Origin of the sequence: Limimaricola variabilis (genome assembly GCF_034371605.1) — a bacterium.
Lineage (GTDB): Bacteria > Pseudomonadota > Alphaproteobacteria > Rhodobacterales > Rhodobacteraceae > Limimaricola > Limimaricola variabilis.
In genome coordinates this window covers 3149916-3175349 of sequence record NZ_CP139691.1, presented here as the reverse complement: position 1 = coordinate 3175349, position 25434 = coordinate 3149916, and the positions used below count along the sequence as shown (strand labels likewise).

Annotated in this window: 27 protein-coding genes; 15 read left to right on the top strand and 12 right to left on the bottom strand. The window is 68.7% G+C overall.

All coding sequences use genetic code 11. From position 1 onward, the window contains the following. Nucleotides 1–234 precede the first annotated feature (234 nt). The gene (gene lepA, locus T8T21_RS15805; RefSeq protein WP_183470818.1) at nucleotides 235–2034 is read right to left on the bottom strand and encodes a translation elongation factor 4; all 1800 of its coding nucleotides are present in this window, start codon (nucleotides 2032–2034) and stop codon (nucleotides 235–237) included. A 206-nt stretch (nucleotides 2035–2240) separates the two neighbouring features. On the opposite strand from lepA, the gene T8T21_RS15800 reads away from it, so the two are divergent. From T8T21_RS15800 to T8T21_RS15780, 5 genes are all read left to right on the top strand, one after another. Beyond that, entirely contained in the window at nucleotides 2241–2540 is a 300-nt protein-coding gene (locus T8T21_RS15800; protein ID WP_183470819.1) for an arginine transporter, read from the top strand. A gap of 55 nt (nucleotides 2541–2595) precedes the next feature. Beyond that, nucleotides 2596–3594 carry a methylmalonyl Co-A mutase-associated GTPase MeaB gene (gene meaB / locus T8T21_RS15795; RefSeq protein ID WP_322336288.1) on the top strand — a complete coding sequence of 333 codons (999 nt, stop codon included), beginning with the start codon at nucleotides 2596–2598 and terminating at the stop codon, nucleotides 3592–3594. Nucleotides 3595–3717: 123 nt separating this feature from the next. After that, nucleotides 3718–4008: a 50S ribosomal protein L28 gene (gene rpmB, locus T8T21_RS15790; RefSeq protein WP_183470822.1), complete on the top strand. Its 291-nt coding sequence runs from the start codon at nucleotides 3718–3720 to the stop codon at nucleotides 4006–4008. A gap of 237 nt (nucleotides 4009–4245) precedes the next feature. After that, nucleotides 4246–6651 carry an ATP-dependent helicase HrpB gene (gene hrpB / locus T8T21_RS15785; RefSeq protein ID WP_322336287.1) on the top strand — a complete coding sequence of 802 codons (2406 nt, stop codon included), beginning with the start codon at nucleotides 4246–4248 and terminating at the stop codon, nucleotides 6649–6651. A 124-nt stretch (nucleotides 6652–6775) separates the two neighbouring features. After that, nucleotides 6776–7222, top strand: a complete 447-nt coding sequence (locus T8T21_RS15780; protein ID WP_246391111.1) for an NUDIX hydrolase — start codon at nucleotides 6776–6778, stop codon at nucleotides 7220–7222. On the opposite strand, the gene T8T21_RS15775 is transcribed toward T8T21_RS15780, so the two are convergent. From T8T21_RS15775 to T8T21_RS15755, 5 genes are all read right to left on the bottom strand, one after another. Further along, nucleotides 7182–7682, bottom strand: a complete 501-nt coding sequence (locus tag T8T21_RS15775) for a GNAT family N-acetyltransferase (protein WP_322336286.1) — start codon at nucleotides 7680–7682, stop codon at nucleotides 7182–7184. The two genes, T8T21_RS15780 and T8T21_RS15775, sit on opposite strands and share 41 nt — an antisense overlap. 90 nt (nucleotides 7683–7772) lie before the next feature. Next, nucleotides 7773–8294 (bottom strand): GNAT family N-acetyltransferase, encoded by a 522-nt coding sequence (locus T8T21_RS15770; RefSeq protein WP_322336285.1) that lies wholly within the window; start codon nucleotides 8292–8294, stop codon nucleotides 7773–7775. Further along, nucleotides 8291–9217 (bottom strand): ornithine carbamoyltransferase, encoded by a 927-nt coding sequence (argF, locus tag T8T21_RS15765; protein WP_322336284.1) that lies wholly within the window; start codon nucleotides 9215–9217, stop codon nucleotides 8291–8293. The genes T8T21_RS15770 and argF overlap by 4 nt, the downstream gene beginning before the upstream one ends. A gap of 88 nt (nucleotides 9218–9305) precedes the next feature. After that, on the bottom strand, nucleotides 9306–9806 hold the full coding sequence (locus T8T21_RS15760) for a GNAT family N-acetyltransferase (protein ID WP_183470830.1): 501 nt from the start codon (nucleotides 9804–9806) through the stop codon (nucleotides 9306–9308). Further along, entirely contained in the window at nucleotides 9796–10980 is a 1185-nt protein-coding gene (locus tag T8T21_RS15755) for an aspartate aminotransferase family protein (RefSeq protein ID WP_322336283.1), read from the bottom strand. The genes T8T21_RS15760 and T8T21_RS15755 overlap by 11 nt, the downstream gene beginning before the upstream one ends. A gap of 251 nt (nucleotides 10981–11231) precedes the next feature. Here T8T21_RS15755 and T8T21_RS15750 point away from each other — a divergent pair, with 251 nt between their 5' ends. Both T8T21_RS15750 and T8T21_RS15745 read left to right on the top strand, forming a co-directional pair. After that, the gene (locus tag T8T21_RS15750) at nucleotides 11232–12164 is read left to right on the top strand and encodes an ATP-binding cassette domain-containing protein (protein WP_183470834.1); all 933 of its coding nucleotides are present in this window, start codon (nucleotides 11232–11234) and stop codon (nucleotides 12162–12164) included. Next, the gene (locus T8T21_RS15745) at nucleotides 12161–12952 is read left to right on the top strand and encodes an ABC transporter permease (protein ID WP_183470836.1); all 792 of its coding nucleotides are present in this window, start codon (nucleotides 12161–12163) and stop codon (nucleotides 12950–12952) included. The genes T8T21_RS15750 and T8T21_RS15745 overlap by 4 nt, the downstream gene beginning before the upstream one ends. Here the strand turns inward: T8T21_RS15745 and T8T21_RS15740 are convergent. Next, the gene (locus T8T21_RS15740; protein WP_322336282.1) at nucleotides 12937–13398 is read right to left on the bottom strand and encodes a GNAT family N-acetyltransferase; all 462 of its coding nucleotides are present in this window, start codon (nucleotides 13396–13398) and stop codon (nucleotides 12937–12939) included. The two genes, T8T21_RS15745 and T8T21_RS15740, sit on opposite strands and share 16 nt — an antisense overlap. After that, entirely contained in the window at nucleotides 13395–14198 is an 804-nt protein-coding gene (locus T8T21_RS15735) for an ABC transporter permease (RefSeq protein WP_322336281.1), read from the bottom strand. The genes T8T21_RS15740 and T8T21_RS15735 overlap by 4 nt, the downstream gene beginning before the upstream one ends. A gap of 155 nt (nucleotides 14199–14353) precedes the next feature. Here T8T21_RS15735 and T8T21_RS15730 point away from each other — a divergent pair, with 155 nt between their 5' ends. Continuing rightward, a complete protein-coding gene (locus tag T8T21_RS15730) occupies nucleotides 14354–14944 on the top strand; it encodes a GcrA family cell cycle regulator (RefSeq protein ID WP_322336280.1) in 591 nt (196 codons plus the stop codon). Between the two features lie 82 nt (nucleotides 14945–15026). Here T8T21_RS15730 and T8T21_RS15725 read toward each other — a convergent pair whose 3' ends face one another. Continuing rightward, nucleotides 15027–15545 (bottom strand): GrpB family protein, encoded by a 519-nt coding sequence (locus tag T8T21_RS15725; protein ID WP_322336279.1) that lies wholly within the window; start codon nucleotides 15543–15545, stop codon nucleotides 15027–15029. A gap of 155 nt (nucleotides 15546–15700) precedes the next feature. Here T8T21_RS15725 and T8T21_RS15720 point away from each other — a divergent pair, with 155 nt between their 5' ends. The 7 genes from T8T21_RS15720 (at nucleotide 15701) to T8T21_RS15690 (ending at nucleotide 22113) form a co-directional block, all read left to right on the top strand. Continuing rightward, entirely contained in the window at nucleotides 15701–16588 is an 888-nt protein-coding gene (locus tag T8T21_RS15720; RefSeq protein WP_183470846.1) for a metal ABC transporter substrate-binding protein, read from the top strand. Then, nucleotides 16588–17484, top strand: coding sequence for a manganese/iron ABC transporter ATP-binding protein (locus tag T8T21_RS15715; protein WP_322337508.1), 897 nt, complete (start codon nucleotides 16588–16590; stop codon nucleotides 17482–17484). The genes T8T21_RS15720 and T8T21_RS15715 overlap by 1 nt, the downstream gene beginning before the upstream one ends. Then, on the top strand, nucleotides 17481–18329 hold the full coding sequence (locus T8T21_RS15710) for a metal ABC transporter permease (protein WP_221188741.1): 849 nt from the start codon (nucleotides 17481–17483) through the stop codon (nucleotides 18327–18329). The genes T8T21_RS15715 and T8T21_RS15710 overlap by 4 nt, the downstream gene beginning before the upstream one ends. Beyond that, nucleotides 18326–19171: a metal ABC transporter permease gene (locus T8T21_RS15705; protein ID WP_183470848.1), complete on the top strand. Its 846-nt coding sequence runs from the start codon at nucleotides 18326–18328 to the stop codon at nucleotides 19169–19171. Before T8T21_RS15710 ends, T8T21_RS15705 begins: the two co-directional genes overlap by 4 nt. Before the next feature lie 20 nt (nucleotides 19172–19191). Next, the gene (gene rimO / locus T8T21_RS15700) at nucleotides 19192–20571 is read left to right on the top strand and encodes a 30S ribosomal protein S12 methylthiotransferase RimO (RefSeq protein WP_322336278.1); all 1380 of its coding nucleotides are present in this window, start codon (nucleotides 19192–19194) and stop codon (nucleotides 20569–20571) included. A 134-nt stretch (nucleotides 20572–20705) separates the two neighbouring features. Then, complete coding sequence (locus T8T21_RS15695) at nucleotides 20706–21752, top strand: sensor histidine kinase (protein ID WP_322336277.1); 1047 nt, start codon at nucleotides 20706–20708, stop codon at nucleotides 21750–21752. A 22-nt stretch (nucleotides 21753–21774) separates the two neighbouring features. Next, the gene (locus tag T8T21_RS15690; protein ID WP_183470854.1) at nucleotides 21775–22113 is read left to right on the top strand and encodes a response regulator; all 339 of its coding nucleotides are present in this window, start codon (nucleotides 21775–21777) and stop codon (nucleotides 22111–22113) included. 188 nt (nucleotides 22114–22301) lie between these two features. Here the strand turns inward: T8T21_RS15690 and T8T21_RS15685 are convergent, their stop codons facing one another. Genes T8T21_RS15685 through T8T21_RS15675 form a run of 3 tightly spaced genes read right to left on the bottom strand, consistent with a single transcriptional unit; the run spans nucleotide 22302 to nucleotide 25428 of the window. Then, a complete protein-coding gene (locus T8T21_RS15685; protein ID WP_322336276.1) occupies nucleotides 22302–23522 on the bottom strand; it encodes an oligopeptide/dipeptide ABC transporter ATP-binding protein in 1221 nt (406 codons plus the stop codon). Beyond that, the gene (locus T8T21_RS15680) at nucleotides 23522–24496 is read right to left on the bottom strand and encodes an oligopeptide/dipeptide ABC transporter ATP-binding protein (protein WP_322336275.1); all 975 of its coding nucleotides are present in this window, start codon (nucleotides 24494–24496) and stop codon (nucleotides 23522–23524) included. The genes T8T21_RS15685 and T8T21_RS15680 overlap by 1 nt, the downstream gene beginning before the upstream one ends. After that, on the bottom strand, nucleotides 24496–25428 hold the full coding sequence (locus T8T21_RS15675; RefSeq protein ID WP_183470858.1) for an ABC transporter permease subunit: 933 nt from the start codon (nucleotides 25426–25428) through the stop codon (nucleotides 24496–24498). The genes T8T21_RS15680 and T8T21_RS15675 overlap by 1 nt, the downstream gene beginning before the upstream one ends. Between the last annotated feature and the right edge of the window lie 6 nt (nucleotides 25429–25434).

Below are 25434 nucleotides of genomic sequence, written 5' to 3'. Positions count from 1 at the left end.
AGACGCTTAAATTAGCCATCCATCGTCAGCGCCAAGATGGACGCCTCCGGCGGAATGTCCACCTTACCGAACTGGCACATCATCTTCTTGCCCGCCCTCTGCTTGCCCAATAAATCGCACTTCTAGGTCGCGTCGCCGCTAAAACGCTTGGCCGTCTCGCCTTGCGCCCATGAAAAAAACCTCCGATCAAGAAGACCGGAGGTTTCAACTAGCTTCCCAGAACGGATCGGCTGTTCAGCTATCCATCTTCAACGCAGAGATGAACGCCTCCTGCGGAATGTCCACCTTGCCGAACTGGCGCATCTTCTTCTTGCCCGCCTTCTGCTTGTCCAGCAGCTTGCGCTTCCGGGTCGCGTCGCCGCCATAGCACTTGGCGGTCACGTCCTTGCGCATCGCAGACAACGTCTCGCGCGCGATCACCTTGCCGCCGATCGCGGCCTGGATCGGGATCTTGAACATGTGGCGGGGGATCAGCTCCTTGAGCTTTTCCACCATCGCCCGGCCCCGCGCTTCGGCGCGGTCGCGATGCACCATGATCGACAGCGCGTCGACCGGCTCGTCGTTGACGAGGATCTGCATCTTGACGAGGTTGTCCTGCCGGTAGCCGGTGATCTGGTAGTCGAAGGAGGCGTAGCCCTTGGTCACCGATTTCAGCCGGTCGTAGAAGTCGAACACCACCTCGTTGAGCGGCAGGTCATAGACCACTAAGGGGCGCGATCCGGCATAGGTCAGCTCCTCCTGGATGCCGCGCCGATCCTGGCAAAGCTTGAGCACGTCGCCGAGGTAATCGTCGGGGACCATGATCGTCGCCTTGATCCGCGGCTCCTCCAGATGGTCGACATGGGTCAGGTCGGGCATGTCGGCAGGGTTGTGCAGCTCGATCATCGTGCCGTCGCGCATATGGACGTGATAGACGACCGAGGGCGCGGTGGTGATCAGGTCGATGCCGTATTCGCGGTCGATCCGGTCGCGGATCACCTCGAGGTGCAGCAGCCCGAGGAAGCCGCAGCGGAAGCCGAAGCCGAGCGCCGCCGAGGTCTCCATCTCGTAGGAGAAGGAGGCGTCGTTGAGCGCCAGCTTCTCGATCGCGTTGCGCAGGTCCTCGAACTCGGCCGAGTCGACCGGGAACAGGCCGCAGAACACCACCGGCACGGAGGGCGCGAAGCCCGGCAGCGGCTTGTCCGCGCCCTTCTTCTCGTGGGTGATGGTGTCGCCGACCTTGGTGTCGCGCACCTGCTTGATCGACGCGGTGAGGAAGCCGATCTCGCCCGGCCCCAGCTCGTCGACGGGAAGCATGCCCGGCTTGAACACGCCGATCCGGTCGACCTGGTGGATCGTGCCGTTCTGCATGAACTTGATCCGGTCGTTCTTGCGCAGCACGCCGTCCATGATCCGCACCAGCACGACCACGCCGAGATAGAGGTCGTACCAGGAATCGACCAGCATCGCCTTGAGCGGCGCGTCGCGCTCGCCCTTGGGCGCGGGCAGGCGATGGACGATCGCCTCGAGCGTCTCGCGGATGCCCTCGCCGGTCTTGGCCGAGACCAGCATCGCCTCGGAGGCGTCGATGCCGATCACGTCCTCGATCTGCTCCTTGACCCGGGCGGGCTCGGAGGCCGGCAGGTCGATCTTGTTGAGTACCGGGACGATCTCGTGATCCGCGTCGAGCGCGTGATAGACGTTGGCCAACGTCTGCGCCTCGACGCCTTGGGTCGAATCGACCACCAGCAGCGAGCCTTCGACCGCGCGCATCGATCGGGAGACCTCGTAGGCGAAGTCGACGTGACCGGGCGTGTCGATCAGGTTGAGAACATAGGTCTCGCCGTTGAGCGCCTTGTAGTCGATGCGGACTGTCTGCGCCTTGATGGTGATGCCGCGCTCGCGCTCGATATCCATGCTGTCGAGCAGCTGGGCCTTCATCTCGCGGTCCTGCACCGTCCCGGTCGACTGGATCAGCCGGTCGGCAAGCGTCGATTTACCGTGGTCGATATGGGCCACGATGGAGAAGTTGCGGATGTGCGAAAGCTCGGTCATAGCCCGCATATGAAGGGGTTCGGGGTTTCGGTCAATGGGGCGCGGGGTGGCTGCGGCGCGGCACGGCTCACGCCATCGTGAGGTACGCGCAAGCCCGCGCATGCGCGCCCCGATTGCCCATGGCCGCAGCTTGCGGCATCTTGACGCCCGGCAGAGCAGCACCGCGATCCGGGACAACCCGGGCCGGTCTTACGGGGGATACGGGCATGTATGCGAAACTTGGACTTGTTGCGCTTCTGACTCTGGCCGCCTGCGGCGGCGGTCGGCCATCGGGAGCGATCAGCCGCGCCTGCGAGGCGAGCGGCCGGCCCGGCGCAAACGCGGCGCTGTGCTCCTGCGTGCAGGGCGCGGCCGATGCGACGCTCTCGGGCAGCGAGCAGCGCCGCGCGGCCAAGTTCTTCAAGGATCCGCAAAAGGCGCAGGACACGCGGCAGCAGGACGGCTCTGGCGCGTTCTGGAGCCGTTACAAGGCCTTCGCCGAGCGGGCCGAGGCGATCTGTCGCTGACGACGCGCGGGCGGCCGGATCTGGACAGGCCGCCCCTGCCCCGCGACAAGGGGGCATGAACAACGGAACCGAGGAACTGGCCGCGCGCGTCGCGGCGGGCGACAGGCGGGCGCTGGCTCGCGCGATCACACTGGTCGAGAGCACCCGCGCCGATCACCGCGAGGCGGCCGAGACGCTTCTCGACCGGCTGGCCGATCCGTCGCGCTCGGCGCTACGCGTGGGGCTGTCGGGGACACCCGGCGTGGGCAAGTCGAGCTTCATCGAGGCGCTGGGGCTTCGGCTCGTCGAGCGCGGCCACCGTGTCGCGGTGCTGGCGGTCGACCCCTCCTCGGCCCGCTCGGGCGGCTCGATCCTCGGCGACAAGACCCGCATGGAACGGCTGAGCCGCGATCCCCGCGCCTTCATCCGCCCCTCCCCCGCCGCCGACCAACTGGGCGGCGTGGCGCGCCGCACCCGCGAGGCGATGGCGCTATGCGAGGCGGCGGGGTTCGACGTGGTGATCGTGGAGACGGTGGGCGTCGGCCAGTCAGAGACGCTGGTGTCGCGAATGACCGACGTCTTCGCCTTGCTGCTCGCCCCCGCCGGCGGCGACGAGTTGCAAGGTGTGAAGCGCGGCATCATGGAGATCGCCGACCTCGTGCTGGTCAACAAGGCCGATGGCGAGCTCGCCGCGCAGGCGCGCAGAACCTGCGCCGATTATGCCGGCGCGCTGCGGCTGATGCGGGTGCGCGACACCGACCCCGAGGGCATCCCGGCGGCACGCACCGTTTCGGCGCTGACCGGCGATGGGCTCGACGAGGCCTGGGCGACGCTGGAGCGGCTGGCAAAGTGGCGGCGTGAGAACGGCGTTCTGGCGCGGATGCGCGCAGCGCAGGCGGGCCAGTGGTTCGAGGACGAATTGCGCGCCGGGCTGATGGCCCTGCTGTCTGCGGATCCGGGCCTTGAGAGGCGGCTGGCCGATCTGCGCGCCGAGGTCGAGGCCGGGCATGCCGCACCGGCGGCGGCGGCGCGGGCAGCGCTGGCACCGCTCGCGCGCGCGTTGCGGGATGCTTGACGGCACCGAGGAATCCCCGTAAGGCCCCCTGACCGAATTCATGGCCCGGCCCCGTTGCCGACGCCGTATCCGTGCCTTAGGGCTCGGATTTCTGCCAGGCCCCGAGACACGAAGGATGAGACCATGTCGCGCCGCTGCGAACTGACCGGAAAAGGCCCGATGACTGGCAACAATGTCAGCCACGCCAACAACAAGACCCGCCGCCGCTTCCTGCCGAACCTGCAGGACGTGACGCTGCTGTCCGACACGCTGGGCCGCGGCTTCAAGTTCCGCGTCTCGTCGCACGCGCTGCGCTCGGTCGACCACCGTGGCGGGCTCGACGCCTTCCTCGCCAAGGCGAAGGAAGAGGATCTGTCGGCCGCCGCGCTGAAGGTCAAGAAAGAGCTCGCGAAGGCGGCTTCCGCCAACGCCTGATCCTTCGGGACCGCGAATCGCAAGGCCCGGCCCTCCCACGAGGCGCCGGGCCTTTTCGCGTCCTGAGGCGCCATTCCCGAGGCGGGCCGTGGGCGACGGGGGCAGCGCCCCCTGCCCCGGCTCGACCCTGTGCCCTATTCATTGACAGATCGTCGCCCGCAGGTTCGACAGGCAGGCGAGAAACCGCAATCAATGGCCGGGCGGCGCCCCCGTCGTCCGGCCGGTCCGAGGCGCGCCATGACCCGACTTCCCATCGACGATGCCCTGCCCGAGCTGCTCGCGGCGCTGGAGCGCGACGGTCAGGCGGTGCTGATGGCGCCGCCGGGCGCCGGCAAGACGACGCGGGTGCCGCTGGCGATGCTGGACCGGGTGCCGGGACGGATCGTGATGCTGGAACCGCGCCGCCTCGCCGCGCGGGCGGCCGCAACCCGCATGGCCGCGACGCTGGGCGAGCGCGTGGGCGACACGGTCGGCTTTCGCATTCGCGGCGAGGCCAAGGTTTCGAAGGCGACCCGGATAGAGGTCGTCACCGAGGGCATCCTGACCCGGATGATACAGTCCGACCCCGAATTGCCGGGCGTGGGCGCGGTGATCTTCGACGAAATCCACGAACGTTCGCTCAACGCCGATCTCGGGCTGGCGCTGGCACTCGAGATTCGCGGCGCGCTGCGCAACGATCTCGCGCTCGTGGCGATGTCGGCCACGCTCGACGCGCAGCCGGTGGCGGACCTGATGGGCGCACCGGTGGTCATCTCGGAGGGCCGCAGTTTCCCGGTCGAGACGCGCTGGCTCGACCGGCCGCTCGGCCCTCGGGCCCGGTTGGAGACCGAGACCGCGGCGCTGGTCGAGCGCGCGGCGGCCGAGGCCGAGGGCTCGATCCTGGTCTTCCTGCCCGGCGAGGGCGAGATCCGGCGCGTGCAATCCCTGCTGGAGGGGCGGCTGAACTGCCCCGTCCTGCCGCTCTACGGCGCGCTCCCGCCGGCACGTCAGGCCGAGGCGCTGGAGCCGGGCGATGGCCGCCGCGTCGTGCTCGCCACCGCGATCGCCGAAACCTCGCTCACCATTCCCGACATCCGGATCGTCGTCGATGCCGGCCGGGCACGGCGCGCGCGTTTCGACCCCGGATCCGGCATGTCGCGGCTGGTGACCGAACGGGTCACCCGCGCCGAGGCCGCGCAGCGGGCGGGCCGCGCGGGCCGGGTGGCACCCGGCATCGCCTACCGGCTCTGGACACGGGGCGAGGAAGGCGCGCTCGCCGCCTTTCCCGATCCCGAGATCGCCAGCGCGGATCTCGCGCCGCTGGCGCTGGAACTGGCGCAGTGGGGATCGGCCGAGCTGCCCTTCCTGACGCCGCCCCCCGCTCCCGCCCTGGCCGAGGCGCGGGCGCTGCTGCGCGATCTCGGCGCGCTCGACCGGATGGGCACGATCACCGCCCATGGCCGCCGCCTTGCGGCCCTGCCGCTGCATCCGCGGCTCGGACACATGCTCGAGGTGGCCGGGGCGCAGGCCGCGCCGCTGGCCGCGCTGATGGGGGAACGCGACCCGCTGCGCGGCGCGGGCAGCGATCTGGCGCTGCGCCTCGCAGCGATCGCGGGACGGCGCGACCTGCCAGCCGCGCCGGACATGGGCGCGCTGGCCCGCATTCGCGAGGAGGCAAAGCGGCTGGGGCGGCAGCGTCCCCCCGGCCCCGATCTGTCGCCCGGCGCGATGACGGCGCTGGCCTATCCCGACCGAATCGGGCTCAGGCGGCCCGGCGACGATCCGCGCTGGCTGCTCTCGGGGGGGCGCGGGGCGCGGATGGACCCGCAGGATCCGCAGGCCGGCGCGCGGCTGATCGTCGCCACCGACCTGTCCGACGACGTGCCCGAGGCGCGGATCCGGCTGGCGGCACGGGTCGAGGAATCCGAGCTGCGCGCCCATTTCGCTGAGCGGATCGAAGAGGTCGCCTTCTGCGAATGGTCCCGGCGCGAGGGTCGCGTCGTCGCGCGGCAACAGGAACGGCTCGGCGCGATCGCCCTGACCGACCGGATCTGGCGCGACGCGCCCGAAGAAGAAGTCGCCCGCGCGATGCTCGACGGTGTGCGTCAACTGGGCCTGCGCCCCTCCCCCGCTGCCGAGCGTTTTCGCGCCCGCGTACGGCTGGTGCGCGCGGGCGGCGCCGACCTGCCGGACATGTCGGACGAGGCGCTGCTGGCCAGTCTCGAGGATTGGCTGCTCCCCTATCTCGGCGGGGTCCGCAGCGCCGGCGACTGGAAGGGCTTCGACCTGCTCGGACCGTGGCGCGCGATGCTCGACTGGGGCCAGACCCAGGCTCTCGACCGCGAGGCACCGCCGGGCTTCACCACCCCTCTCGGCCGCCGGGTCCCGATCGATTACGGCGGTGCCCAGCCCGAGGTGGCGCTCCGGCTGCAGGAGGTATTCGGCGTGACGCGCCATCCGACGGTGGGTGGCACGCCACTGAAGATGACGTTGCTTTCGCCCGCCGGCCGCCCGGTTCAGGTCACCGACGACCTGCCCGGCTTCTGGGCCAGTTCGTATTCGGACGTGCGCAAGGACATGCGCGGCCGCTATCCGCGCCACCCCTGGCCCGAGGATCCGACCGAGGCGGCCCCGACGCTGCGCGCCAAGCCGCGCGGGACCTAGCGGCAATCGCGCCACATTTTTCGCAAAGCCGGACCCGGTTGATGGGTCAGATTGCATTACCTGTTCATGATGTTATGTTACCGGCCACAAGAACAAGAACGGTACGATTTTTCCGAGGCAGCAAATGACCCCCAAGGACCTCCCGGACGACATGTCCGGCAGCTACACCACCCCGATCCACCGGCAGCTCGCTGCCCTTTGCCATCGCAAGGGCAAGAAGGGCCGCGAAGTGCTGCTCGTGACCTCGTCCGAGGGCCGCTGGATCCTGCCCAAGGGCTGGCCGATCGATGGCATGCGCGACAGCGACGCGGCGCTGGTCGAGGCCTGGGAGGAAGCGGGTGTGCGCGAGGGCAAGGTCAAGCGCAAGCCGATCGGCACCTTCGTCGCGGTCAAGCTGAGCAAGCATGGCGACGAGGAGATTTGCGTGACCCGCGTCTTCGAGGTGAAAGCCAAGAAGGTGCTCGACGACTACCCGGAGGTGAAGCGTCGCGACCGCCGCTGGGTCCCGGCAAAGGTTGCCGCGCGGCTCGTCACCGAGGATGGTCTGCGCGAGATCCTGCGCGAGATGTGATCGGGTCGAGGACGTATCTCTTGCAGATGGTGCCCTCGAACTCACGATAGGTCTCGAACCCCAGCTTCTCGTAATAGCCCAGCCCTGAGGCATTCGATGCGCCGATCGTGGCATCAATGGCGGGCAGCCCGGCCCGTCGCGCCGCCGTCTCGGTCGCGACAAACAGCGACCGCCCGAGACCACGCCCCCGCGCCGCGGGGGCCATGTAGGTGCCGATGATGCCCCATCCCGGCGTCACGTCGTAAGGGTTGCCGGGCCAGGCGCGCTTGAGCGACTGGAAGCCGCAGACGCGGCCTTCATCCACCGCCACAGAACAGAGAACCGAGGCCGGATGCGCGACGTAATGCGCCTGCACATGCGCGACGTCGCGGGGCCGGTCGCTGCCCCATTCGGCGAGAACAGCGGCAAGCACCGCGCTCATGCTGGCGGCGTCATCCGCCGTGGCCTTCCTGATCTGCATCGCCTCTCTCCGGATCATCGTTTTGCAGAGCACCGTGACGCGGAGGGGTCGAGGGGGCAAGCAGCGGCGATGCGCCCTATCGGCGGGGCTTCACAGGTCGCGCTGGTAATGCAGGAGTGGCAGGGGCTGGCCGTGCAGTTCCGCATCCTGCAGCGCCCGGCCGGTCGGCACGAAGCCGTTGGCCTCCAGCACCCGGATAGAGGCGGCGTGCTGCCGCGCCACCCGCGCCTCCAGCCGATCGATCCCGATTTCGCGCGCCAGATGGAGCGCCGCGCCCAGCGCCGCGCGGGCAAGACCGCGCCCGGCCTGATCCGGCCCGATCCGGTAGCCCACCTCGGCCTGCCAGCCACCGGTCCCCTCGGTGATGCCGGTCAGGTTGACGCGGCCCAGGATCGTGCCGTCGGGCGCGCGGACGAGGAAGAAGCGGGCTAGCTCGGCCTCGGCCCCGTCCAGCATCCCCTGCAGGATCACGGCGAGGGCGGCGGGATCGAAATAGACATCGGGGCGCGGCGGCACCCGTTGCTCGAACCAGTCCCGGCTCGCCGCTTCGAAGGCCGAGAGCGCCTCGGCATCCTCGACCCTGAGCGGCGCGAGCCGGAATTCGGGCGTCACGCGCCCAGGCACCAGCGCATCACCGCCTTCTGGGCATGCAGCCGGTTCTCGGCCTCGTCGAAGATCACCGAGGCCGGGCCGTCCATCACCTCGCTGGTCACCTCGTCGTCGCGATGCGCGGGCAGGCAGTGCATGAACAGCGCGTCGGGCTTGGCGCGCCCCATCAGCTTGGCATTGACCTGGTAGCCGCGCAGCTGATTGTGGCGCCGCTCGCGGGCCGAGGCCGGGTCGTGCATCGACACCCAGGTGTCGGTGACCACCAGATCGGCGCCCTCGACCGCCGCCATCGGGTCGCGGTTGATCTCGATATTCGCGCCGGCTGCGCGCGCCGCCTCGAGGATCTCCGGATCCGGGTCGAGCGGCTTGGGGCCGGTAAAGACCAGGTCGAAGCCGAACCGGGCGCTCGCATGAGCGAAGCTGGCGAAGACGTTGTTGCCGTCGCCGGACCAAACCACCTTGCGCCCCCCGATCGGGCCGCGATGCTCCTCGTAGGTCATGATGTCGGCCATGATCTGGCAGGGATGGGTGCGGTTGGTCAGGCCGTTGATCACCGGCACGCTGGCGTATTCCGCCATCTCCAGAAGCGTCTGCTCCTCGAAGGTGCGGATCATGATCAGGTCGACATAGCGCGACAGCACCCGCGCCGTGTCGGCGATGGTCTCGCCATGGCCGAGTTGCATGTCGGTGCCCGACAGCACCATGGTCTGGGCCCCCATCTGGCGCGCGCCCACGTCGAAGCTCACCCGGGTCCGGGTCGACGGCTTCTCGAAGATCAGGGCCACCATCCGGCCGTCGAGGGGCTTCTCGTCGTCGCACATGCCCTTGGGCCGGTCGCCGCGCGCGTCCTTCATGGCGCGGGCGTGATCGATCATCGAGCGCAGATCGTCGGTGGGGGTGGGCAGGATATCCAGGAAATGGGTCATGTCGTTCTCTCGGGTCGGATGGCGGAGGGGGAGGCATGCCCCCCGTCGCTGACGCGACTCCCCCCGGGGTATGTAAGGAATGGTGCGCTCATGCCGCCTCCAGCGTCATCAGCCGGATCGGCGTGCCGTCCTCGCAGGGCAGGATCGCATCGCCGGTGAAGCCCGCCCGCAGATAGGCGGCGATCGCGCGCTCGTTGTCCGGCGACGGATCGACCGCGACCAGCGGCGCGCCCCGTGCGATCAGCTGCAGGGCCCGATCGCGCAGGAACCCGGCGCCATGTCCCCGCCCGAGATAGGCGGGATCGCCGAGAAACGCGTCCATGCCGCGCGCGCCCTTCGGCAGATGGGCGTAATGCGGCATGTCGTAGAAATGGACCTCGTAGTCCTGCACATAGGCGAAGGGGTGGCCCGCATGCTCGACGATGCGCATGTCGGTCCCGGTGTTGCCCTCTTCCCAGTCGCGCTCGATCTCGGCCCACTCGGTGTCGGCGTCGCCCCACCAGCCGGCGATATGCGGCTCGGCGAGCCAGCGCTCGAACAGCCGCCGATCGGAGGCGACCAGCGGCCTGAAGCGGTAATCACCCGGCATCGGACCCGACCCGCGTCGCCGCCCGGTCAAGCCGGGACAGCGCCTCGTCGATCTCGGCATCGGTGATGTTCAAGGGCGGCAGCAGCCGTACCACGTTGTCGGCGGCGGGCACGGTCAGCACGTTTTCGGCATAGCCCGCCTGCACCAGATCGCCCGGCGCGGCCTTGCATTTCAGCCCGAGCATCAGCCCGGTGCCGCGCACGCCTTCGAAGAGCTGCGGATGCGCGGCGACCAGCGCCTCGAGCCCCTGGCGCAGCCGCCCGGCGCGGGCGCGCACGCCCTCGAGGAAACCGTCGCCGGCCACGATCTCCATCACCTTGGCGCCCACCGCGCAGGCCAGAGGGTTGCCGCCATAGGTCGAGCCATGGGTGCCCGCCACCATGCCAGCGGCCGCGACCTCGGTCGCCAATACCGCGCCGAGCGGGAAGCCACCGCCGATGCCCTTGGCGACCATCATGATGTCCGGCGTCACGCCGGCCCATTCATGCGCGAAGAGCTTGCCGGTCCGGCCCATGCCGCACTGCACCTCGTCGAAGATCAGCAGCACGCCGATATCGTCGCACAATTCGCGCAGGCCCTTCAGGCAGTGATCGGGCACCGGGCGGATGCCGCCCTCGCCCTGCACCGGCTCGATCAGGATGGCGCCGACATCGGCCTGTGCGGCAGCCTCGCGAAGCGCCTCGTGATCGCCCCAGGGCAGCTGGGTGAAGCCCGGCAGCAGGGGTCCGAAGCCCTTGGTCATCTTTTCCGTGCCGACGGCGGCGATCGCCGCCGAGGAGCGGCCATGGAAGGCGCCTTCGAAGGTCAGGATGCGGGTGCGCGCGGGCTCGCCCTTATCGTGCCAGTACTTGCGCGCCATCTTCACCGCCAGCTCCATCGCCTCGGTGCCCGAGTTGGTGAAGAAGCAGGTATCGGCGAAGGTCGCCTCGACCAGCGCGTCGGCGAGCCGCTGCTGCGCCGGGATCTGGTAGAGGTTCGAGACGTGCCACAACGCGTTCGCCTGCGTCGTTAGCGCATCGACCAGCGCCGGGTTGGCGTGGCCCAGCGCGTTGACCGCGATGCCCGCGCCCAAATCGAGATATCGCCGCCCGTCCTCCGTCTCCAGCCAGACGCCTTCACCCTTCACGAAGGCAAGCGGCGCGCGGTTGTAGGTCGGCAGGATCGAGGGGATCATGGCTGTGGTCCTTCAGGAAGCCCCGTTGGTGCCGCAGCGGCAGGGGCGAGTCAATCGGCGGATGGAGGAATGACGCGAATGCGCCGGACCGCGGAGCGAAAGCGCTTCAGCGTCGGCGTCGGGGCGCGGAAATGGCGGCAAACTGCGTCATGCGCGCGACGTTAGGCGAGGATGCGCGGAACGAAAAGAGGAAAACGCGCGCCTCCGCCGAGGCCCGTGCTAGCCTGCGGCGACACGGCAGGGGGGACGGCATGGAGATGGAACCGGCGATCCGGGCGCGCGGGCTGCGGCGGGCATTCGGCGATCTGCGGGCGGTGGACGGCATCGACCTCGACGTCCCGCGCGGCACGATCTTCGCCATCCTCGGCCCCAATGGCGCAGGCAAGACCACGCTTCTGCGCATTCTCGCCACGCTGACCCGCGCCGATGCGGGCGAGGCGCGGGTTATGGGCCATGACCTCGCCCACGAGCCGGACAAGGTCCGCGCCGCCATCGCCATGACCGGCCAGTTCGCCTCGCTCGACGAGGATCTCACGGGTCGCGAGAACCTCGTGATGCTGGCCCGGCTGTGGGGCTTCGGCTGGCGCGCGGCGCGGCAGCGCGCGGCCGAACTCCTTGCCGCCTTCGACCTCTCCGACGCCGCCAGGAAGCAGGTAAAGGACTACTCGGGCGGCATGCGGCGCAGGCTCGACATTGCGGCCTCGCTGATCGTGACGCCGGGCGTGCTGTTTCTCGACGAGCCGACCACCGGGCTCGACCCCTCGGCCCGCGCCGGGGTCTGGCGGCTGATCCGCGGGCTCGCGGCCGAGGGGGTGACGATCCTGCTCACCACGCAATACCTCGAGGAAGCCGACCAGCTGGCGAGCCGGATCGCGGTGATCGACCACGGCCGCAAGATCGCCGAAGGGACGAGCCGCGAGCTCAAGGCGCAGACCGGCTCGGGCGTTCTCCACGTCACCCCGCTCGATCCGGGCAACCGCGCGATCGCGCTCGGCATTTTGGGCGAGACAGCGCAGGCCGACCCCGAGGGCGCGCGGCTCTCGGTGCCGGTGGCCGACGATACCGAGGCCGCAGCGCATCTGGCGCGGTTGGCCGAGGCAGGAATCCGGCTGGCGGAATTCTCGCTCGGCGCGCCGAGCCTCGACGAGGTGTTCTTCGCCCTCACCGGAAAGGAAGCGGCATGAGCGCCCCCCTGCCCCAGGGGCCGCGCCCCGCGCCGCCCTCGCCCGCCTCGACCTCGCTGACCTTCGCGTGGCGCGCGGTGCTCAAGTTCAAGCATGTGCCCGAGCAGCTCTTCGATCTGGTGATGACGCCGATCATGTTCACGCTGCTCTTCACCTTCATCTTCGGCGGTGCGCTGGCAGGCTCCTCCACCGCCTATCTGCAATGGTTCATCCCCGGCATCCTGGTGCAGACGACGGTGTTCAATACGGTCTATTCCGGGATGGGGCTGTCGACCGACCTGTCGAAGGGGCTGTTCGACCGGTTCCGCTCCCTGCCGATCTGGTCGCTTGCCCCCTTCGCCGGGCTGATGGTGGGCGACATGCTGCGCCATACCATCGCCGGGGCGATCATCCTCGGCATCGGGCTCGCGCTGGGCTACCGCCCCGAGGCGGGGCTGCCCGGCATCCTCGCCTCCTTCGCGCTGCTGCTGGCGATCGGTTTCGGCTGGGGCTGGATCTTCATCGTGCTGGGGCTGGTGGTGCGCACGCCGATGACGGTGATGACGCTCGGCTTCGCGGTGCTGTTCCCGGTCACCTTCGCCTCGAACATCATGGTCGATCCCGCCACCATGCCGGGCTGGCTGCAGGCCTTCGTCGCGGTGAACCCGGTGTCTTTGATGACCACGGCGCTGCGCGCCTTGATGGCCGGTACCGCAGGCTGGGGAGAGATCGGCCGCGCCCTGCTGGCGCCCGCGATCCTGACCGCGCTTCTGGCGCCGCTGGTGCTCTGGCTCTATCGCCGCAGATAGCGCCGCCAGCACAGCCGGTCCGGGCGGGTTGCCGGGACCGGTGTGAACAGGTTGCGCTCCAGCACCCGGATCGAGCCGGCATTGCCCGGATCGGTCTCGGCCAGCAGGGCGTCCAGCCCTTCGGCCCGCGCCCGTTCGACGAAGGCCGCGACGGCGGCGCCGGCCAGCCCCCGGCCGCGCTGCGCGGGCGAGATCGCATAGCCGAAGCCGGCATGGCCCCGCGCGTCGGGAAACCCCGACACCACGAACCCCACCATCAGGTCGTCCTCGACCACCAGGCAGGCGCCCCAGCCCTGACGGGCGCGGAGCAGCTCGCATTGCCGGGCCATGAGCATCGCCTCGGGCACCGTGACCAACCCGGCCCCTGGCAGCTTCAGCCCCTGCGGCGGCAGCCCCACCGCGAGACGCTCGAAATCCGCCGGGACCGCGTCGCGCAGCGGGCTCACGGCTTGAGCCTGTAGCCCTTGCTGAGCCACGTCCAGGCAAAGCCCAGCACCGCCACGCAGGACAGCACCGCCACGCCGAGACCGAGCAGCGGCGGGCTGTCGGAGACCCCGATCATGCCGAAGCGGGCGCCGTCGATCAGGTAGAAGAACGGGTTGAGATGGCTCAGCGCCTGCATGAAGTCCGGCAGCGCGTCGATCGAGTAGAAGGTGCCGGACAGAAAGGCCAGCGGCGTCACCAGAAAGTTGGTGATCGCGGCGAGCTGGTCGAATTTCTGCGCGTAGATCCCGGCGATCAGGCCCAGCGCCCCCATGAAGACCGAGCCCAGCACCCAGAAGGCCAGCGCCCAGAGCGGATGCGCCAGCCCGATGCCGAGGAACAGCCAGACGCCAATCGCGATCACCACGGCCACGATCAGGCCGCGCGCCACCGATCCCGCCACATAGCCCGCCAGCACCTCGGCCGGCGACAGCGGCGCCATCAGCGTGTCGACGATGTTGCCCTGCACCTTGGCAGAGGCGAGCGAGGAGGAGGTATTGGCGAAGGCCTGCTGGATCACCGTCATCATCAACAGGCCGGGCGCCAGGAAATGCAGGAACTCGACCCCCATGACCTCGCCGCGGCGGGGGCCGATGGCTATGGTGAAGATCAGCAGGAACAGCGCCGCGTTGATCAGCGGCGCCATCACCGTCTGCGCCCAGACGTTGAGAAAGCGACGGATCTCGCGACTGGCCAGCGTCGCGGTTCCCAATGTGTTGAACCGCCCGAAGCGGCGGATGCCTTGGTCCGTGTCGATGCTCATTTGCGCGCCTCCTGAGGTCGGGGTTGTAGCTGTCATGCGCGCGGTGGCAAGGTAGGAGACCCCGCGGCGCGGGTTGAACTGCTCGGCAGAGCCGGGTAAATCGGCACGTCGCAACTGAAACGGCGGGCCACCGCCCAACCGATCGGAGGCATTGCATGTCCTGGACCGACGAGCGCGTCGAAACGCTCAAGAAGATGTGGAACGAGGGCCAGTCGGCGAGCCAGATCGCCAAGGAACTGGGCGGCGTGACGCGCAACGCGGTGATCGGCAAGGTTCACAGGCTCGGCCTGTCGAACCGTACCGGCGTAGCCCCGCAGCCCAGCCCGGCACCGCAGCCGAGCGCTGCCCCGGCGCAGCCCTCCGCCCCCGCCGCCGCGCGGCCGGAGCCCGCGCCGCAGCCTGCGCCCGAGCCCGCCGCGCAGGCCGAGGAGGCCGAGGACGCGCCGATCCCGATGAGCGCGGCGCGTCGCGCCATCATCCCGGCCGGCCAGCCGCTGCCGCCGCAGCCTTCGGCCAACGAGATCAGCCCCGAGGCGCTGGCCAAGGTCTCCGAAGTGGAAAAGGGCGCCAAGAAGCTGACGCTGATGGAGCTGACCGAGAAGACCTGCAAATGGCCGGTGGGCGATCCCGCCACCGACAATTTCTGGTTCTGCGGCCTGCCGACGCAATCAGGCAAACCCTATTGCGAAGCGCATGTCGGCGTCGCCTTCCAGCCGATGTCCTCGCGCCGCGACCGTCGGCGCTGAGACCATCGGTTCCAGGCCGATCACGAAGGGGCTGCCGTCGGGCAGCCCCTTTTTCGTTGCGGGACCGGAGCCGGGCGCGGCGTCATTTCCGTCGGGACCACGCCAGCGCCTCGGCCTCGATCCGCGCGATGAAGGGTGCCTTGCCGCTCTGATAGGCCTCGCGCGATGAGACCCCGCCGCGGGTCAGCCGGGCCTTCAGCCGGTCATACTCCGCCGCCCGCCCGGGATGCTGGCGCAGGTAGTCGCGAAAGGCGATGTGCCGCGCGACATGCGGATCCCCCACCGCGTAGACATGCAGGTGATACGTGCGCTGCCCCGCCCCGTCGGATTTGAGAAAGTACCGTCGGCCCGCGATGCCATGCGCGCCGAGCGCCTCGTAGCCCAGCGCCATCAAGGCCCCATTCCGGTCCTCCAACGCCCGCAGCTCCGCGTCTTCTCCGAGCAGGTCGATGACCGGCTTGGCACGGATGCCGGGAATCGCGGTGCTGCCGATATGGTGCAGTATGATCTTCATCCCCGGCAGCGCCGCCCGGATGGCCGTCGCCTCGGCGTGGTAGAGATCGGACCAGCGCGGATCGTGGGGAAGGACGAAATCCTGCATGTGACCTGCCCTACCCGGCCAATGTCGCCCTCTCAAGGCTGCCGGCCAGCCGGGCAGGACTCGAGCTTAGTTGAGAATTATTCTCAATCCAGTTGACTTCTTGCGAATGGTTCGCATCTTAGCGTGAGCAGAGTTCCTGACATCCGGAGACCATGATGCGCCTATCGTCCCTTCTCGCCCTCGGCCTGACGGCTATCGCCCTGCCCGCCGCCGCCGAAGACAAGCTCAAGGTGGCGACGAGTTTCACCGTGATCGCCGACATGGCGCGCAACGTCGCGGGGGACGCGGCCGAGGTCGTGTCGATCACCAAGCCCGGCGCGGAGATCCACAACTACCAGCCCACCCCGCGCGACATCCTCGGCGTGCGCGACGCCGATCTGGTGCTGTGGAACGGGCTGAACCTCGAGCTGTGGTTCGAGCAGTTCCTCGACAATGCCGGCGACCGGCCTGCCGCGGTGATCTCAGAGGGGATTGAGCCGATCTCGATCTCGGGCGGCAATTATGAGGGCAAGCCCAACCCTCATGCCTGGATGAGCCCGGACAACGCCGCGATCTATGTCGACAACATCCGCGACGCGCTCAGCGAGGCCGACCCGGAGAACGCCGAGACCTATGCGGCGAATGCCGAGGCCTACAAGAAAGAGATTGCCGCGATGATCGAGCCGCTTCGGGCCGAGATCGAGAAGGTCCCTGAGCAGAAGCGCTGGCTCGTCTCCTGCGAAGGAGCGTTCAGCTACCTCGCCCGCGACCTCGGGCTGCGCGAGCTCTATCTCTGGCCGATCAACGCCGACGCCACCGGCACGCCGCAGCAGGTGCGCAAGGTGATCGACGGGGTGCGCGAGCACGAGATCCCGGCGGTGTTCTGCGAAAGCACCGTCAACACCGACCCCGCCAAGCAGGTCGCACGTGAAACAGGCGTGGCCTATGGCGGCGAGCTCTACGTCGATTCGCTCTCCGAGGAGGGCGGCCCGGTGCCGAGCTATCTCGAGTTGCTGCGCGTCACCACCGAGACCGTCGCACGCGGCTTGAACGGGGGCGAATGATGGATGCCCGCGCCTTTCCCGAACACGCGACAGGCGCCGGTGCGGGGCTGAGCGCCGAGGGCGTCACCGTCTCCTACCGCAACGGCGTCACGGCGCTGCGCGAGGCGAGCTTTGCGCTGCCCGTCGGCACGATCTCCGCGCTGGTCGGCGTCAATGGCGCGGGCAAATCCACCCTGTTCAAGGCGATCATGGGCTTTTTGCCGCTCGCTCGCGGCTCGATCTCGATCCTCGGCCAGCCGGTCAAGCTAGCGCTGAAAGCCGGGCTGGTGGCCTATGTGCCGCAGGCCGAGGAGGTCGACTGGTCCTTCCCGGTGCTGGTGGAGGACGTGGTGATGATGGGCCGCTATGGCCGCATGGGCTTCTTGCGTCGTCCCCGCCCGGCAGACCACGCCGCCGTCACCTCGGCGTTGGAGCGGGTCGGCATGACCGATTTCCGGCATCGCCAGATCGGCGAGCTGTCGGGCGGCCAGCGCAAGCGGGTCTTTCTCGCCCGCGCGCTGGCGCAGGACGGGCGGGTGATCCTCCTCGACGAGCCTTTCACCGGCGTCGACGTGCAGACCGAGGAGGCCATCATCCGCCTGCTGCGCGAGCTGCGCGACGAGGGCCGGGTGATGCTGGTCTCGACCCACAACCTCGGCTCGGTGCCCGAGTTCTGTGACCGCACCGTGCTCGTGAAGGGCACGGTTCTGGCGCATGGCCCGACCCGGGAGGTGTTCACGCGCGACAACCTCGAGCGCGCCTTCGGCGGCGTGCTGCGGCACTTCGTGCTGGGCGGCGCCGAGCTGCACCAGGACGAGGATGCCCGCAAACTGCGGATCCTGTCGGACGACGAGCGCCCGCTGGTGTTCTACGACGACCGCCAGCAGACCGGCGGCAGCAACGGGGACGAGCGATGATCGAGACGCTCGCCCAGCCGTTCACCTATGGCTACATGCTCAACGCGATGTGGGTCTCGGCCCTCGTCGGCGCGGTCTGTGCCTTCCTGTCGGCCTATCTGATGCTCAAGGGATGGTCGCTGATCGGCGACGCGCTCTCGCATTCGATCGTGCCGGGCGTCGCGGGCGCCTACATGCTCGGCCTGCCCTTCGCGCTGGGCGCGTTCCTCTCGGGCGGGCTGGCCGCCGCCGCGATGCTGTTCCTCAACCAGCGCACCGGCCTCAAGGAGGACACGGTGATCGGCCTGATCTTCACCGGCTTCTTCGGGCTGGGGCTGTTCATGGTCTCGGTCTCGCCGACGCCGGTGGACGTGCAGACCATCATCCTCGGCAACATCCTCGCCATCACGCCCGAGGACACGCTCCAGCTCGCCATCATCGGCGCGGTCTGCCTGACGGTGCTGCTGCTGAAATGGAAGGATCTGATGGTCGCCTTCTTCGACGAGACCCATGCCCGCTCGGTCGGGCTGCGCCCCGGCCTGCTGCGCTTCGTCTTCTTCGTGCTGCTCTCGGCGGCCTGCGTCGCCGCGCTGCAGACCGTGGGCGCGTTCCTTGTCATCGCCATGGTGGTGACGCCCGGCGCCACCGCCTACCTGCTCACCGACCGCTTTCCGCGACTGATCATGATCGCCGTGGCGCTGGGCTCGGTGACGAGCTTCGTCGGTGCCTATGTCTCCTTCTTCCTCGACGGCGCGACGGGGGGCATCATCATCACGCTGCAGACGCTGATCTTCCTTCTGGCCTTCGTTTTCGCGCCCAAGCATGGCTGGCTGGCGGCGCGGGCCCGCGCGAGGGCGGCGCTATGAACGACCTCCTTCTTCCCTTCCAGCTCGACTTCATGCGCGACGCCTTCATCATCGGCGGGATGATCGCCGTGCCCTGCGCGCTGCTGTCGTGCTTTCTGGTGCTCAAGGGCTGGTCGCTGATGGGCGACGCCGTCAGCCACGCGGTGCTGCCCGGCATCGTGCTGGCCTACATCCTCAACATCCCGCTGCTGATCGGTGCCTTCGTCGCCGGCATGGCCTGCGCGCTGGCCACCGGCTTTCTCACCGATCACAGCCGGATCAAGCAGGACACGGTAATGGGCGTCGTCTTCTCCGGCATGTTCGGCATGGGGCTGGTGCTCTACACTTGGATCGAGAGCGAGGTGCATCTCGATCACATCCTGTTCGGCAACATGCTCGGCATCGACGCGCAGGACCTGTGGACGGCCGGCATCGTCGGCGGGCTGGTCAGCCTCGCGCTGCTCGTCCGATGGCGGGACCTGATGCTGCACGCCTTCGACGCCGCACATGCACGCGCGCTGGGGCTGCCGGTGGCGCTGTTCCATTACGGCCTGCTGGCGCTCCTCTCGCTGACCATCGTCTCGACGCTCTCGGCGGTCGGCATCATCCTCGCCATCGGCCTGCTGATCGCGCCGGGGGCGATCGCCTTCCTCGTCACGCGACGCTTCGGGGCGATGCTCGCCGTCGCCGTGGCGGTGACGCTGGTGGCAAGCTGGGGCGGCATCTATGCCAGCTTCTGGATCGACAGCGCGCCGGCACCGACGATCATCCTCGGGCTCACGCTGATCTTCATCGCCGCCTTCCTGTGGAAGTCCATCACGATCCGGCGGGCCGAGAACGGAAGGGCTTCCCAGACGGGCTGAGAGCCTTTATCTGGCGCCGGATGCAGAACCCGCCGAATCTCCGCCCCGACCTCGCCCCCAAGGCGCGCCTCGTCGACAGTCCCCGCATCGGCCAGCCGACCATCGGCATGGTGTCGCTTGGCTGCCCCAAGGCGCTCGTGGACAGCGAGCGCATCCTGACCCGGCTCCGGGCCGAGGGCTACGCCATCTCGCCCGACTATGCCGGGGCCGACGCGGTGATCGTCAACACCTGCGGCTTTCTCGACAGCGCCAAGGCCGAGAGCCTCGATGCCATCGGCGAGGCGCTTAAGGAGAACGGCAAGGTGATCGTCACCGGCTGTCTCGGGGCTGAGCCCGACTACATCACCGGCACGCATCCGCGCGTCCTCGCCGTGACCGGCCCGCATCAATACGAGCAGGTGCTCGACGCCGTGCACGGCGCGGTGCCGCCGGCGCCCGACCCCTTCATCGACCTGCTGCCGGCCTCTGGCGTGTCGCTGACGCCGAGGCATTTCAGCTATCTGAAAATCTCCGAGGGCTGCAACCACAAGTGCAAGTTCTGCATCATCCCCGACATGCGGGGACGGCTGCAGTCGCGCCCGGCGCACGCGGTGATGCGCGAGGCCGAGAAACTGGTGGAAGCGGGCGTACGCGAGCTCCTGGTGATCAGCCAGGACACCTCCGCCTACGGCCTCGATATCCGCCATGCCGAGGAGCGCGGCCACCGCGCCCATATCACCGATCTGGCGCGCGATCTGGGCTCGCTCGGTGCCTGGGTGCGGCTGCACTACGTCTACCCCTACCCGCATGTGCGCGACCTGATCCCGCTGATGGCGGATCCGTCCTCGGGCCTGCTGCCCTATCTCGACATCCCGTTCCAGCACGGCCACCCGGACGTGCTCAAGCGCATGGCCCGGCCCGCCGCGTCCGCAAAGACGCTCGACGAGATCGCGGCCTGGCGCGCGATGTGCCCGGACATCACCCTGCGGTCGACTTTCATCGTCGGCTATCCCGGCGAGACCGAGGCCGAGTTCGAGTACCTGCTCGACTGGCTTGACGAGGCGCAGCTCGACCGTGTCGGCTGCTTCCAGTACGAGAACGTTGCCGGCGCCCGCTCCAACGACCTGCCCGACCATGTCCCCGACGCGGTCAAGCAGGAGCGCTGGGAACGCTTCATGCAAAAGGCGCAGGCGATCTCCGAGGCCAAGCTTCAGGCCAAGGTCGGCCGCCACCTGCAGGTCATCGTCGACGAAGTCGACGAGGAGGCCGCGACCTGCCGTACCATGGCCGATGCGCCCGAGATCGACGGCAACCTGTTCATCGATGACGGCCACGAGATTCTCAAGCCCGGCGACATGCTCACCGTGCAGGTCGACGAGGCCGGAGAGTACGATCTCTGGGGCCGGATGGTGGGCAGCTGAGCCATGATTGTGACGGCCCGTCAGTGTTGCCGACAGGCGTCGCGCGCTAGATTGCCGGGAAATGGCCTCTGGCAGCGCCGGCGCCGCGCTGGCAGGGTCAACTGACCGCGCGACAGACGGAGACTCGATTCCTTATGCAAAAACTGCAAGCGCGCCCCCTCGACGATGCCCAGCGGCGGCTCCATGCCGTGCTCAACAATGCCAGCGTCTCGATCTTCCTGATGGATGACCGGCAACAATGCGTCTACATGAACCGCGCCGCCGAACTTCTGACCGGCTGGACGCTGGAAGAGGTCGTGGCGCTCGACAAGCCGCTGCATGACATCATCCACCACACCTATCCCGACGGCCGGCACTTCCCGCTGCATGAATGCGCCATCGACCGCGCATTTCCCGAGCACAACCAGACCCAAGGCGAAGAAATCTTCGTCCACCGCGACGGACATTTCTACCCGGTCGGCTTCACCGCCAGCCCGATCCGCGACGAGGAAAGCCAGACCATCGGCACGATCATCGAAGTGCGCGATATCTCCGAGGAGAAGCGGGCCGGCGAGCGGCAGCGGCTGCTGGTCAACGAGTTGAACCACCGGGTGAAGAACACCCTCGCCACCGTGCAGTCGATCGCCTGGCAGACCTTCAAGGGCACCGATCCCGAAACCTTCGAGCGGTTCTCGGGGCGGCTGACCACGCTGTCGCGCGCGCACAACGTGCTGACCGAGACGGCTTGGGCGCAGGCCTCGCTGCGGGAGATCGCCGATGCCGCGATCGAAACGCTGGCGCCGGGCCGGATTACCGCCACCGGGCCCGACATCGCCCTGCACCCCAAGGTCGCGGTCAGCCTGTCGATGGCGCTGCACGAGCTGGGCACCAACGCGCTGCGCTACGGCGCGCTGTCCAGCGAGGGCGGGCAGGTCACGCTGGAATGGTCGGCCGAGCCTGATGCCGGCGACGGCACCCGGCTGACACTCGACTGGGTCGAGCGCGGTGGTCCCCGCATCGGCAAGCCCGAAAAGCGCGGCTTCGGCCTGCGGCTGATCGAACGGCAGATCGCGATGGAGTTCGGTGGCGCCGCCACGGTCGAGTTCCCGCCCGAGGGGCTGACCTGCCGCATCAGCATGATGGTGCCGCCCCTGCCCGACCCGGTCGTGCTCACCCCCGTTACCGGTGCACCGCGTGGTTAGAAACGAACTAGATGGCGCGAGGGTGCTCTTCGTCGAAGACGAGAGCATCCTTGCCATGCTCGGCGAGGACGTGCTGAGCGAGGCAGGCTGCGCCGTCATCGTCGCGATGCGGCTGAACGAGGCGATGCAGATCGCCCGCGAGTCCGAGATTGACCTCGCCATCATCGACGTCAATCTGGGCAACGAGACGAGCTATCCGCTGGCCGAATGGCTCAAGACCCGGGGCATCCCCTTCGTCTTCGCGACCGGCTACGCCAAGGCCGGGCTGTCGCCGGGCTTCGCCGCCTATAGCTGCGTGCAGAAGCCCTATGACCCGGACCAGCTGATCGCCGCCGCGCGCGGCGCCCTGGCGCATGGCTAAGAGCCTCTGAGCGCCACTCTCCCCATTTCCAACTCGTAGAACTCGCCCGCGTCGAAGGGTCCATCCGCGCCTTGCGGGGAGGTGGGCCTGTCTCGATCGGCCGAAGGGCGCCCGGCATGACAAAGCCGCGCGGCGTCATGCCGCGCGGCTTTGTTCGCATCAGGTAAGCGGGGTAACGTGCAGGCCGGTCAGCCCGCCATCCGCCGCGCGGCGTCGAGCACGCTGGGCTCCTTATGGTAGGGACAGGCCACGCGGTGACCGTTCCCCAGGTCGAGCATCGGCGGCAGGCCTTCGGCACAGTCGGGACGCGCCTTGGGGCAACGGGTCCGGAACACGCAACCCGAGGGCGGGCTCATCGGCGAGGGCAGTTCGCCGCCCAGCACCGGGCGCTGGCGCTGACGCTCCAGCACCGGGTCCGGGATCGGCACGGAGGCGATCAGCGCTTGCGTGTAGGGGTGCTCGGGATTGGTGACCAGCGCCTTGGAGCGCGCCACCTCCATCACCCGGCCCAGATACATCACCACGATCCGGTCGGAGACGTGCTTCACCACCGACAGGTCGTGCGCGATGAAGATCATCGCCAGTCCCATGTCGCGCTGCAGCTCCTTCAGGAGGTTCACCACCTGCGCCTGCACCGACACGTCGAGCGCCGAGACCGGCTCGTCGCAGATCAGCAGCTTGGGCTTGAGGATCAGCGCACGGGCGATGCCGATCCGCTGGCACTGCCCGCCCGAGAACTCGTGCGGGTAGCGGTTGACGAGGTTCGGCAGCAGACCGACCCGCTCCATCAGCTCGGCCACCCGGCGGCGGACCTCCTTGCGGGGCGTCTTGGGCTCGTGCGTGACCAGCGGCTCGGCGATGATGTCACCCACCGTCATGCGCGGGTTAAGCGCGGCCAGCGGATCCTGGAACACCATCTGCACGTCGCGCCGATGGGCGCGGCGCTGGCGTTCGGACATCGCGGCGAGATCCTCACCCTCGAACATCACCCGTCCGCCGGTCGAGGCGATGGTGCCGACGATGGCGCGCGCCAGCGTCGACTTGCCCGAGCCGCTCTCGCCCACGACGCCGAGGCTTTCGCCCGGCGCGAGGTCGAAGCTGATGCCGCCCACGGCGTGCAGCTTCTTCGACGGGGTCCAGGGCCAGGCGCCACGCGGCCGGATGTCGAAGGCCACGCGCAGATCCTCGACCCGCAGGATCGGCTGGGCGAGCTTGCCGGTGCGGTCGGGGCGCCCGCCATTGTCGGCCTCGGAGGCGACGGGCGCGTCCCTGTGGGCGATGCCTGCCGGTTCGGGCGATGGCGGCGTGGCCACCGGCGTGCCAGAGGCGGGCGGCGCGGCGGGGGCCGGATCGGTGACCTCGTCGCGGCCGGTGGCCTCGGTGAACTTGTCGTCCTTCGGATCGGTCATCACTTCACCTCCTCGACGGGGGCATGGCAGGCACGGCGCAGCATCGGATAGCCCTCGGCGGGCAGCAGCTCGGGCCGGATCGTCGGGCACGGCCCATGCGCCCAGGCGCAGCGCGGCGTGAAGGGGCAGCCTTTCGGCAGCCGGGTCATGTCCGGCGGTTCGCCGGCGATGGTCGAAAGCGTCTCGTCGTCGCGGTCGATCCGCGGCACGGCGCGCAGCAGGCCCAGCGTGTAGGGATGGGTCGGCCGCTCGAACAGCTGATCGGTCGGGCCGGTTTCCATCACCTGCCCGCCATACATCACCAGCGTCCGCTCGCAGGTGTCGGCGACGATGCCGAGGTCATGGGTGATCAGGATGATCGCGGTGCCGAACTCGGCCCGGATTTCGGCCATCAGCTCCATGATCTGCGCCTGCACCGTCACGTCGAGCGCGGTGGTCGGCTCGTCCGCGATCAGCAGGCGCGGCTGGCACAGAAGCGCCATGGCGATCATGATCCGCTGCCGCATCCCGCCCGAGAACTCGTGCGGGAACATGGTGATGCGGTTCGCGGCGTCGGGGATCTTCACCGCGTCGAGCATCTTGGTGGCCTCGGCGATCGCGTCGCGCTTGGTCATGCCCTTGTGCAGGGTCAGCACCTCGGCCATCTGCTCGGAGATCCGCATGTAGGGATTGAGCGAGGTCATCGGGTCCTGGAAGATCATGCCGATCTCCTCGGACCGCACCCGGTTCAGTTCCTTCTGCTTGAGCTCCAGCAGGTTGCGCCCGTCATAGCGGATCTGCCCGGTGGCGCGGCCGTTGCGGGCCAGGAGGCCCATCGCGGCGAAGGCAGTCTGGCTCTTGCCCGAGCCGCTCTCACCGACGATGGCGAGGGTCTCGCCCTCCTCGATCGAGAAGGAGACGCCGTTGACGGCGTTCACCTCGCCGTCGCCGGTGGTGAAGGTGACGCGCAGGTCTTCGATATCGAGAAGTGCCATCAGCGGTCCTTGGGATCGAGTGCGTCGCGCAGGCCGTCGCCGACGAAGAAGAAGGCGAACAGCGTGACCACGAAGAAGAACAGCGGGAAGGCAAGCTGCCAGATCACGCCGTATTGCATGTTGCTCGCGCCATTTGAGATCAGCGCGCCGAGCGAGGTGTTGGGCTCCTGGATGCCGAGGCCGAGGAAGCTGATGAAGCTCTCGGTGATGATCATCTGCGGCACCAGCAGGGTGGCGTAGACGATGACCAGACCGAGCAGGTTCGGCACGATATGGCGCAGGATGATGGTCAGGGGCCGCACGCCGGTGGCATGCGCCGCCTCGACGAATTCCTTGCCCTTGATGGTCAGGGTCTGGCCGCGCGCGATGCGCGACATGTCGAGCCAGGAGATCAGGCCAATGCCGATGAACAGCATCAGGATCGAGCGGCCGAAGATGACCAGCATCAGGATCAGCACGAACATGTAGGGCACCGACATCAGGATATCGACGGTGCGCATCATCGCCCCGTCGGTCCGCCCGCCGGCATAGCCCGCGATCGCGCCGTAGAGCGTGCCGACCACCACCGCGACGGCGGCGCCGACGATGCCGACGAGAAGCGAGATCCGCGTGCCCTGCACGGTGCGCGCATAGAGGTCGCGGCCGCTGGAATCGGTGCCGAAATAGTGGCCCGTCTCCAGCGAGGGGACGCCCTGCGTCGCGTTCGAGCCGATCAGCGCGAAATCGACGTAGTCGGGTTCGTACTGCGCCAGGAAGCCGCCGAAGAAGGCAAAGATGCAGACCGCGATCAGCGCCACGAGACCGGCGACGGCGGCGCGGTTGCGCATGAAGCGGGTCCGCGCGTCCTGCCACAGCGAGCGGCCCTTCACCTCTGCCGCGGCATGCGCGTCGAGCAGGCGGTCGGCGGTGTCGGGATCGGGATTGAGCGACATGTGACC

Bases quoted from the DNA above. Each gene is read 5' to 3' on its own strand.
- lepA (WP_183470818.1), bottom strand. From the start codon at position 2,034: ATGACCGAGCTTTCGCACATCCGCAACTTCTCCATCGTGGCCCATATC.
- T8T21_RS15800 (WP_183470819.1), top strand. From the start codon at position 2,241: ATGTATGCGAAACTTGGACTTGTTGCGCTTCTGACTCTGGCCGCCTGC.
- meaB (WP_322336288.1), top strand. From the start codon at position 2,596: ATGAACAACGGAACCGAGGAACTGGCCGCGCGCGTCGCGGCGGGCGAC.
- rpmB (WP_183470822.1), top strand. From the start codon at position 3,718: ATGTCGCGCCGCTGCGAACTGACCGGAAAAGGCCCGATGACTGGCAAC.
- hrpB (WP_322336287.1), top strand. From the start codon at position 4,246: ATGACCCGACTTCCCATCGACGATGCCCTGCCCGAGCTGCTCGCGGCG.
- T8T21_RS15780 (WP_246391111.1), top strand. From the start codon at position 6,776: ATGACCCCCAAGGACCTCCCGGACGACATGTCCGGCAGCTACACCACC.
- T8T21_RS15775 (WP_322336286.1), bottom strand. From the start codon at position 7,682: ATGCAGATCAGGAAGGCCACGGCGGATGACGCCGCCAGCATGAGCGCG.
- argF (WP_322336284.1), bottom strand. From the start codon at position 9,217: ATGACCCATTTCCTGGATATCCTGCCCACCCCCACCGACGATCTGCGC.
- T8T21_RS15760 (WP_183470830.1), bottom strand. From the start codon at position 9,806: ATGCCGGGTGATTACCGCTTCAGGCCGCTGGTCGCCTCCGATCGGCGG.
- T8T21_RS15755 (WP_322336283.1), bottom strand. From the start codon at position 10,980: ATGATCCCCTCGATCCTGCCGACCTACAACCGCGCGCCGCTTGCCTTC.
- T8T21_RS15750 (WP_183470834.1), top strand. From the start codon at position 11,232: ATGGAGATGGAACCGGCGATCCGGGCGCGCGGGCTGCGGCGGGCATTC.
- T8T21_RS15745 (WP_183470836.1), top strand. From the start codon at position 12,161: ATGAGCGCCCCCCTGCCCCAGGGGCCGCGCCCCGCGCCGCCCTCGCCC.
- T8T21_RS15735 (WP_322336281.1), bottom strand. From the start codon at position 14,198: ATGAGCATCGACACGGACCAAGGCATCCGCCGCTTCGGGCGGTTCAAC.
- T8T21_RS15730 (WP_322336280.1), top strand. From the start codon at position 14,354: ATGTCCTGGACCGACGAGCGCGTCGAAACGCTCAAGAAGATGTGGAAC.
- T8T21_RS15725 (WP_322336279.1), bottom strand. From the start codon at position 15,545: ATGCAGGATTTCGTCCTTCCCCACGATCCGCGCTGGTCCGATCTCTAC.
- T8T21_RS15720 (WP_183470846.1), top strand. From the start codon at position 15,701: ATGCGCCTATCGTCCCTTCTCGCCCTCGGCCTGACGGCTATCGCCCTG.
- T8T21_RS15715 (WP_322337508.1), top strand. From the start codon at position 16,588: ATGGATGCCCGCGCCTTTCCCGAACACGCGACAGGCGCCGGTGCGGGG.
- T8T21_RS15710 (WP_221188741.1), top strand. From the start codon at position 17,481: ATGATCGAGACGCTCGCCCAGCCGTTCACCTATGGCTACATGCTCAAC.
- T8T21_RS15705 (WP_183470848.1), top strand. From the start codon at position 18,326: ATGAACGACCTCCTTCTTCCCTTCCAGCTCGACTTCATGCGCGACGCC.
- rimO (WP_322336278.1), top strand. From the start codon at position 19,192: ATGCAGAACCCGCCGAATCTCCGCCCCGACCTCGCCCCCAAGGCGCGC.
- T8T21_RS15695 (WP_322336277.1), top strand. From the start codon at position 20,706: ATGCAAAAACTGCAAGCGCGCCCCCTCGACGATGCCCAGCGGCGGCTC.
- T8T21_RS15685 (WP_322336276.1), bottom strand. From the start codon at position 23,522: ATGACCGATCCGAAGGACGACAAGTTCACCGAGGCCACCGGCCGCGAC.
- T8T21_RS15680 (WP_322336275.1), bottom strand. From the start codon at position 24,496: ATGGCACTTCTCGATATCGAAGACCTGCGCGTCACCTTCACCACCGGC.
- T8T21_RS15675 (WP_183470858.1), bottom strand. From the start codon at position 25,428: ATGTCGCTCAATCCCGATCCCGACACCGCCGACCGCCTGCTCGACGCG.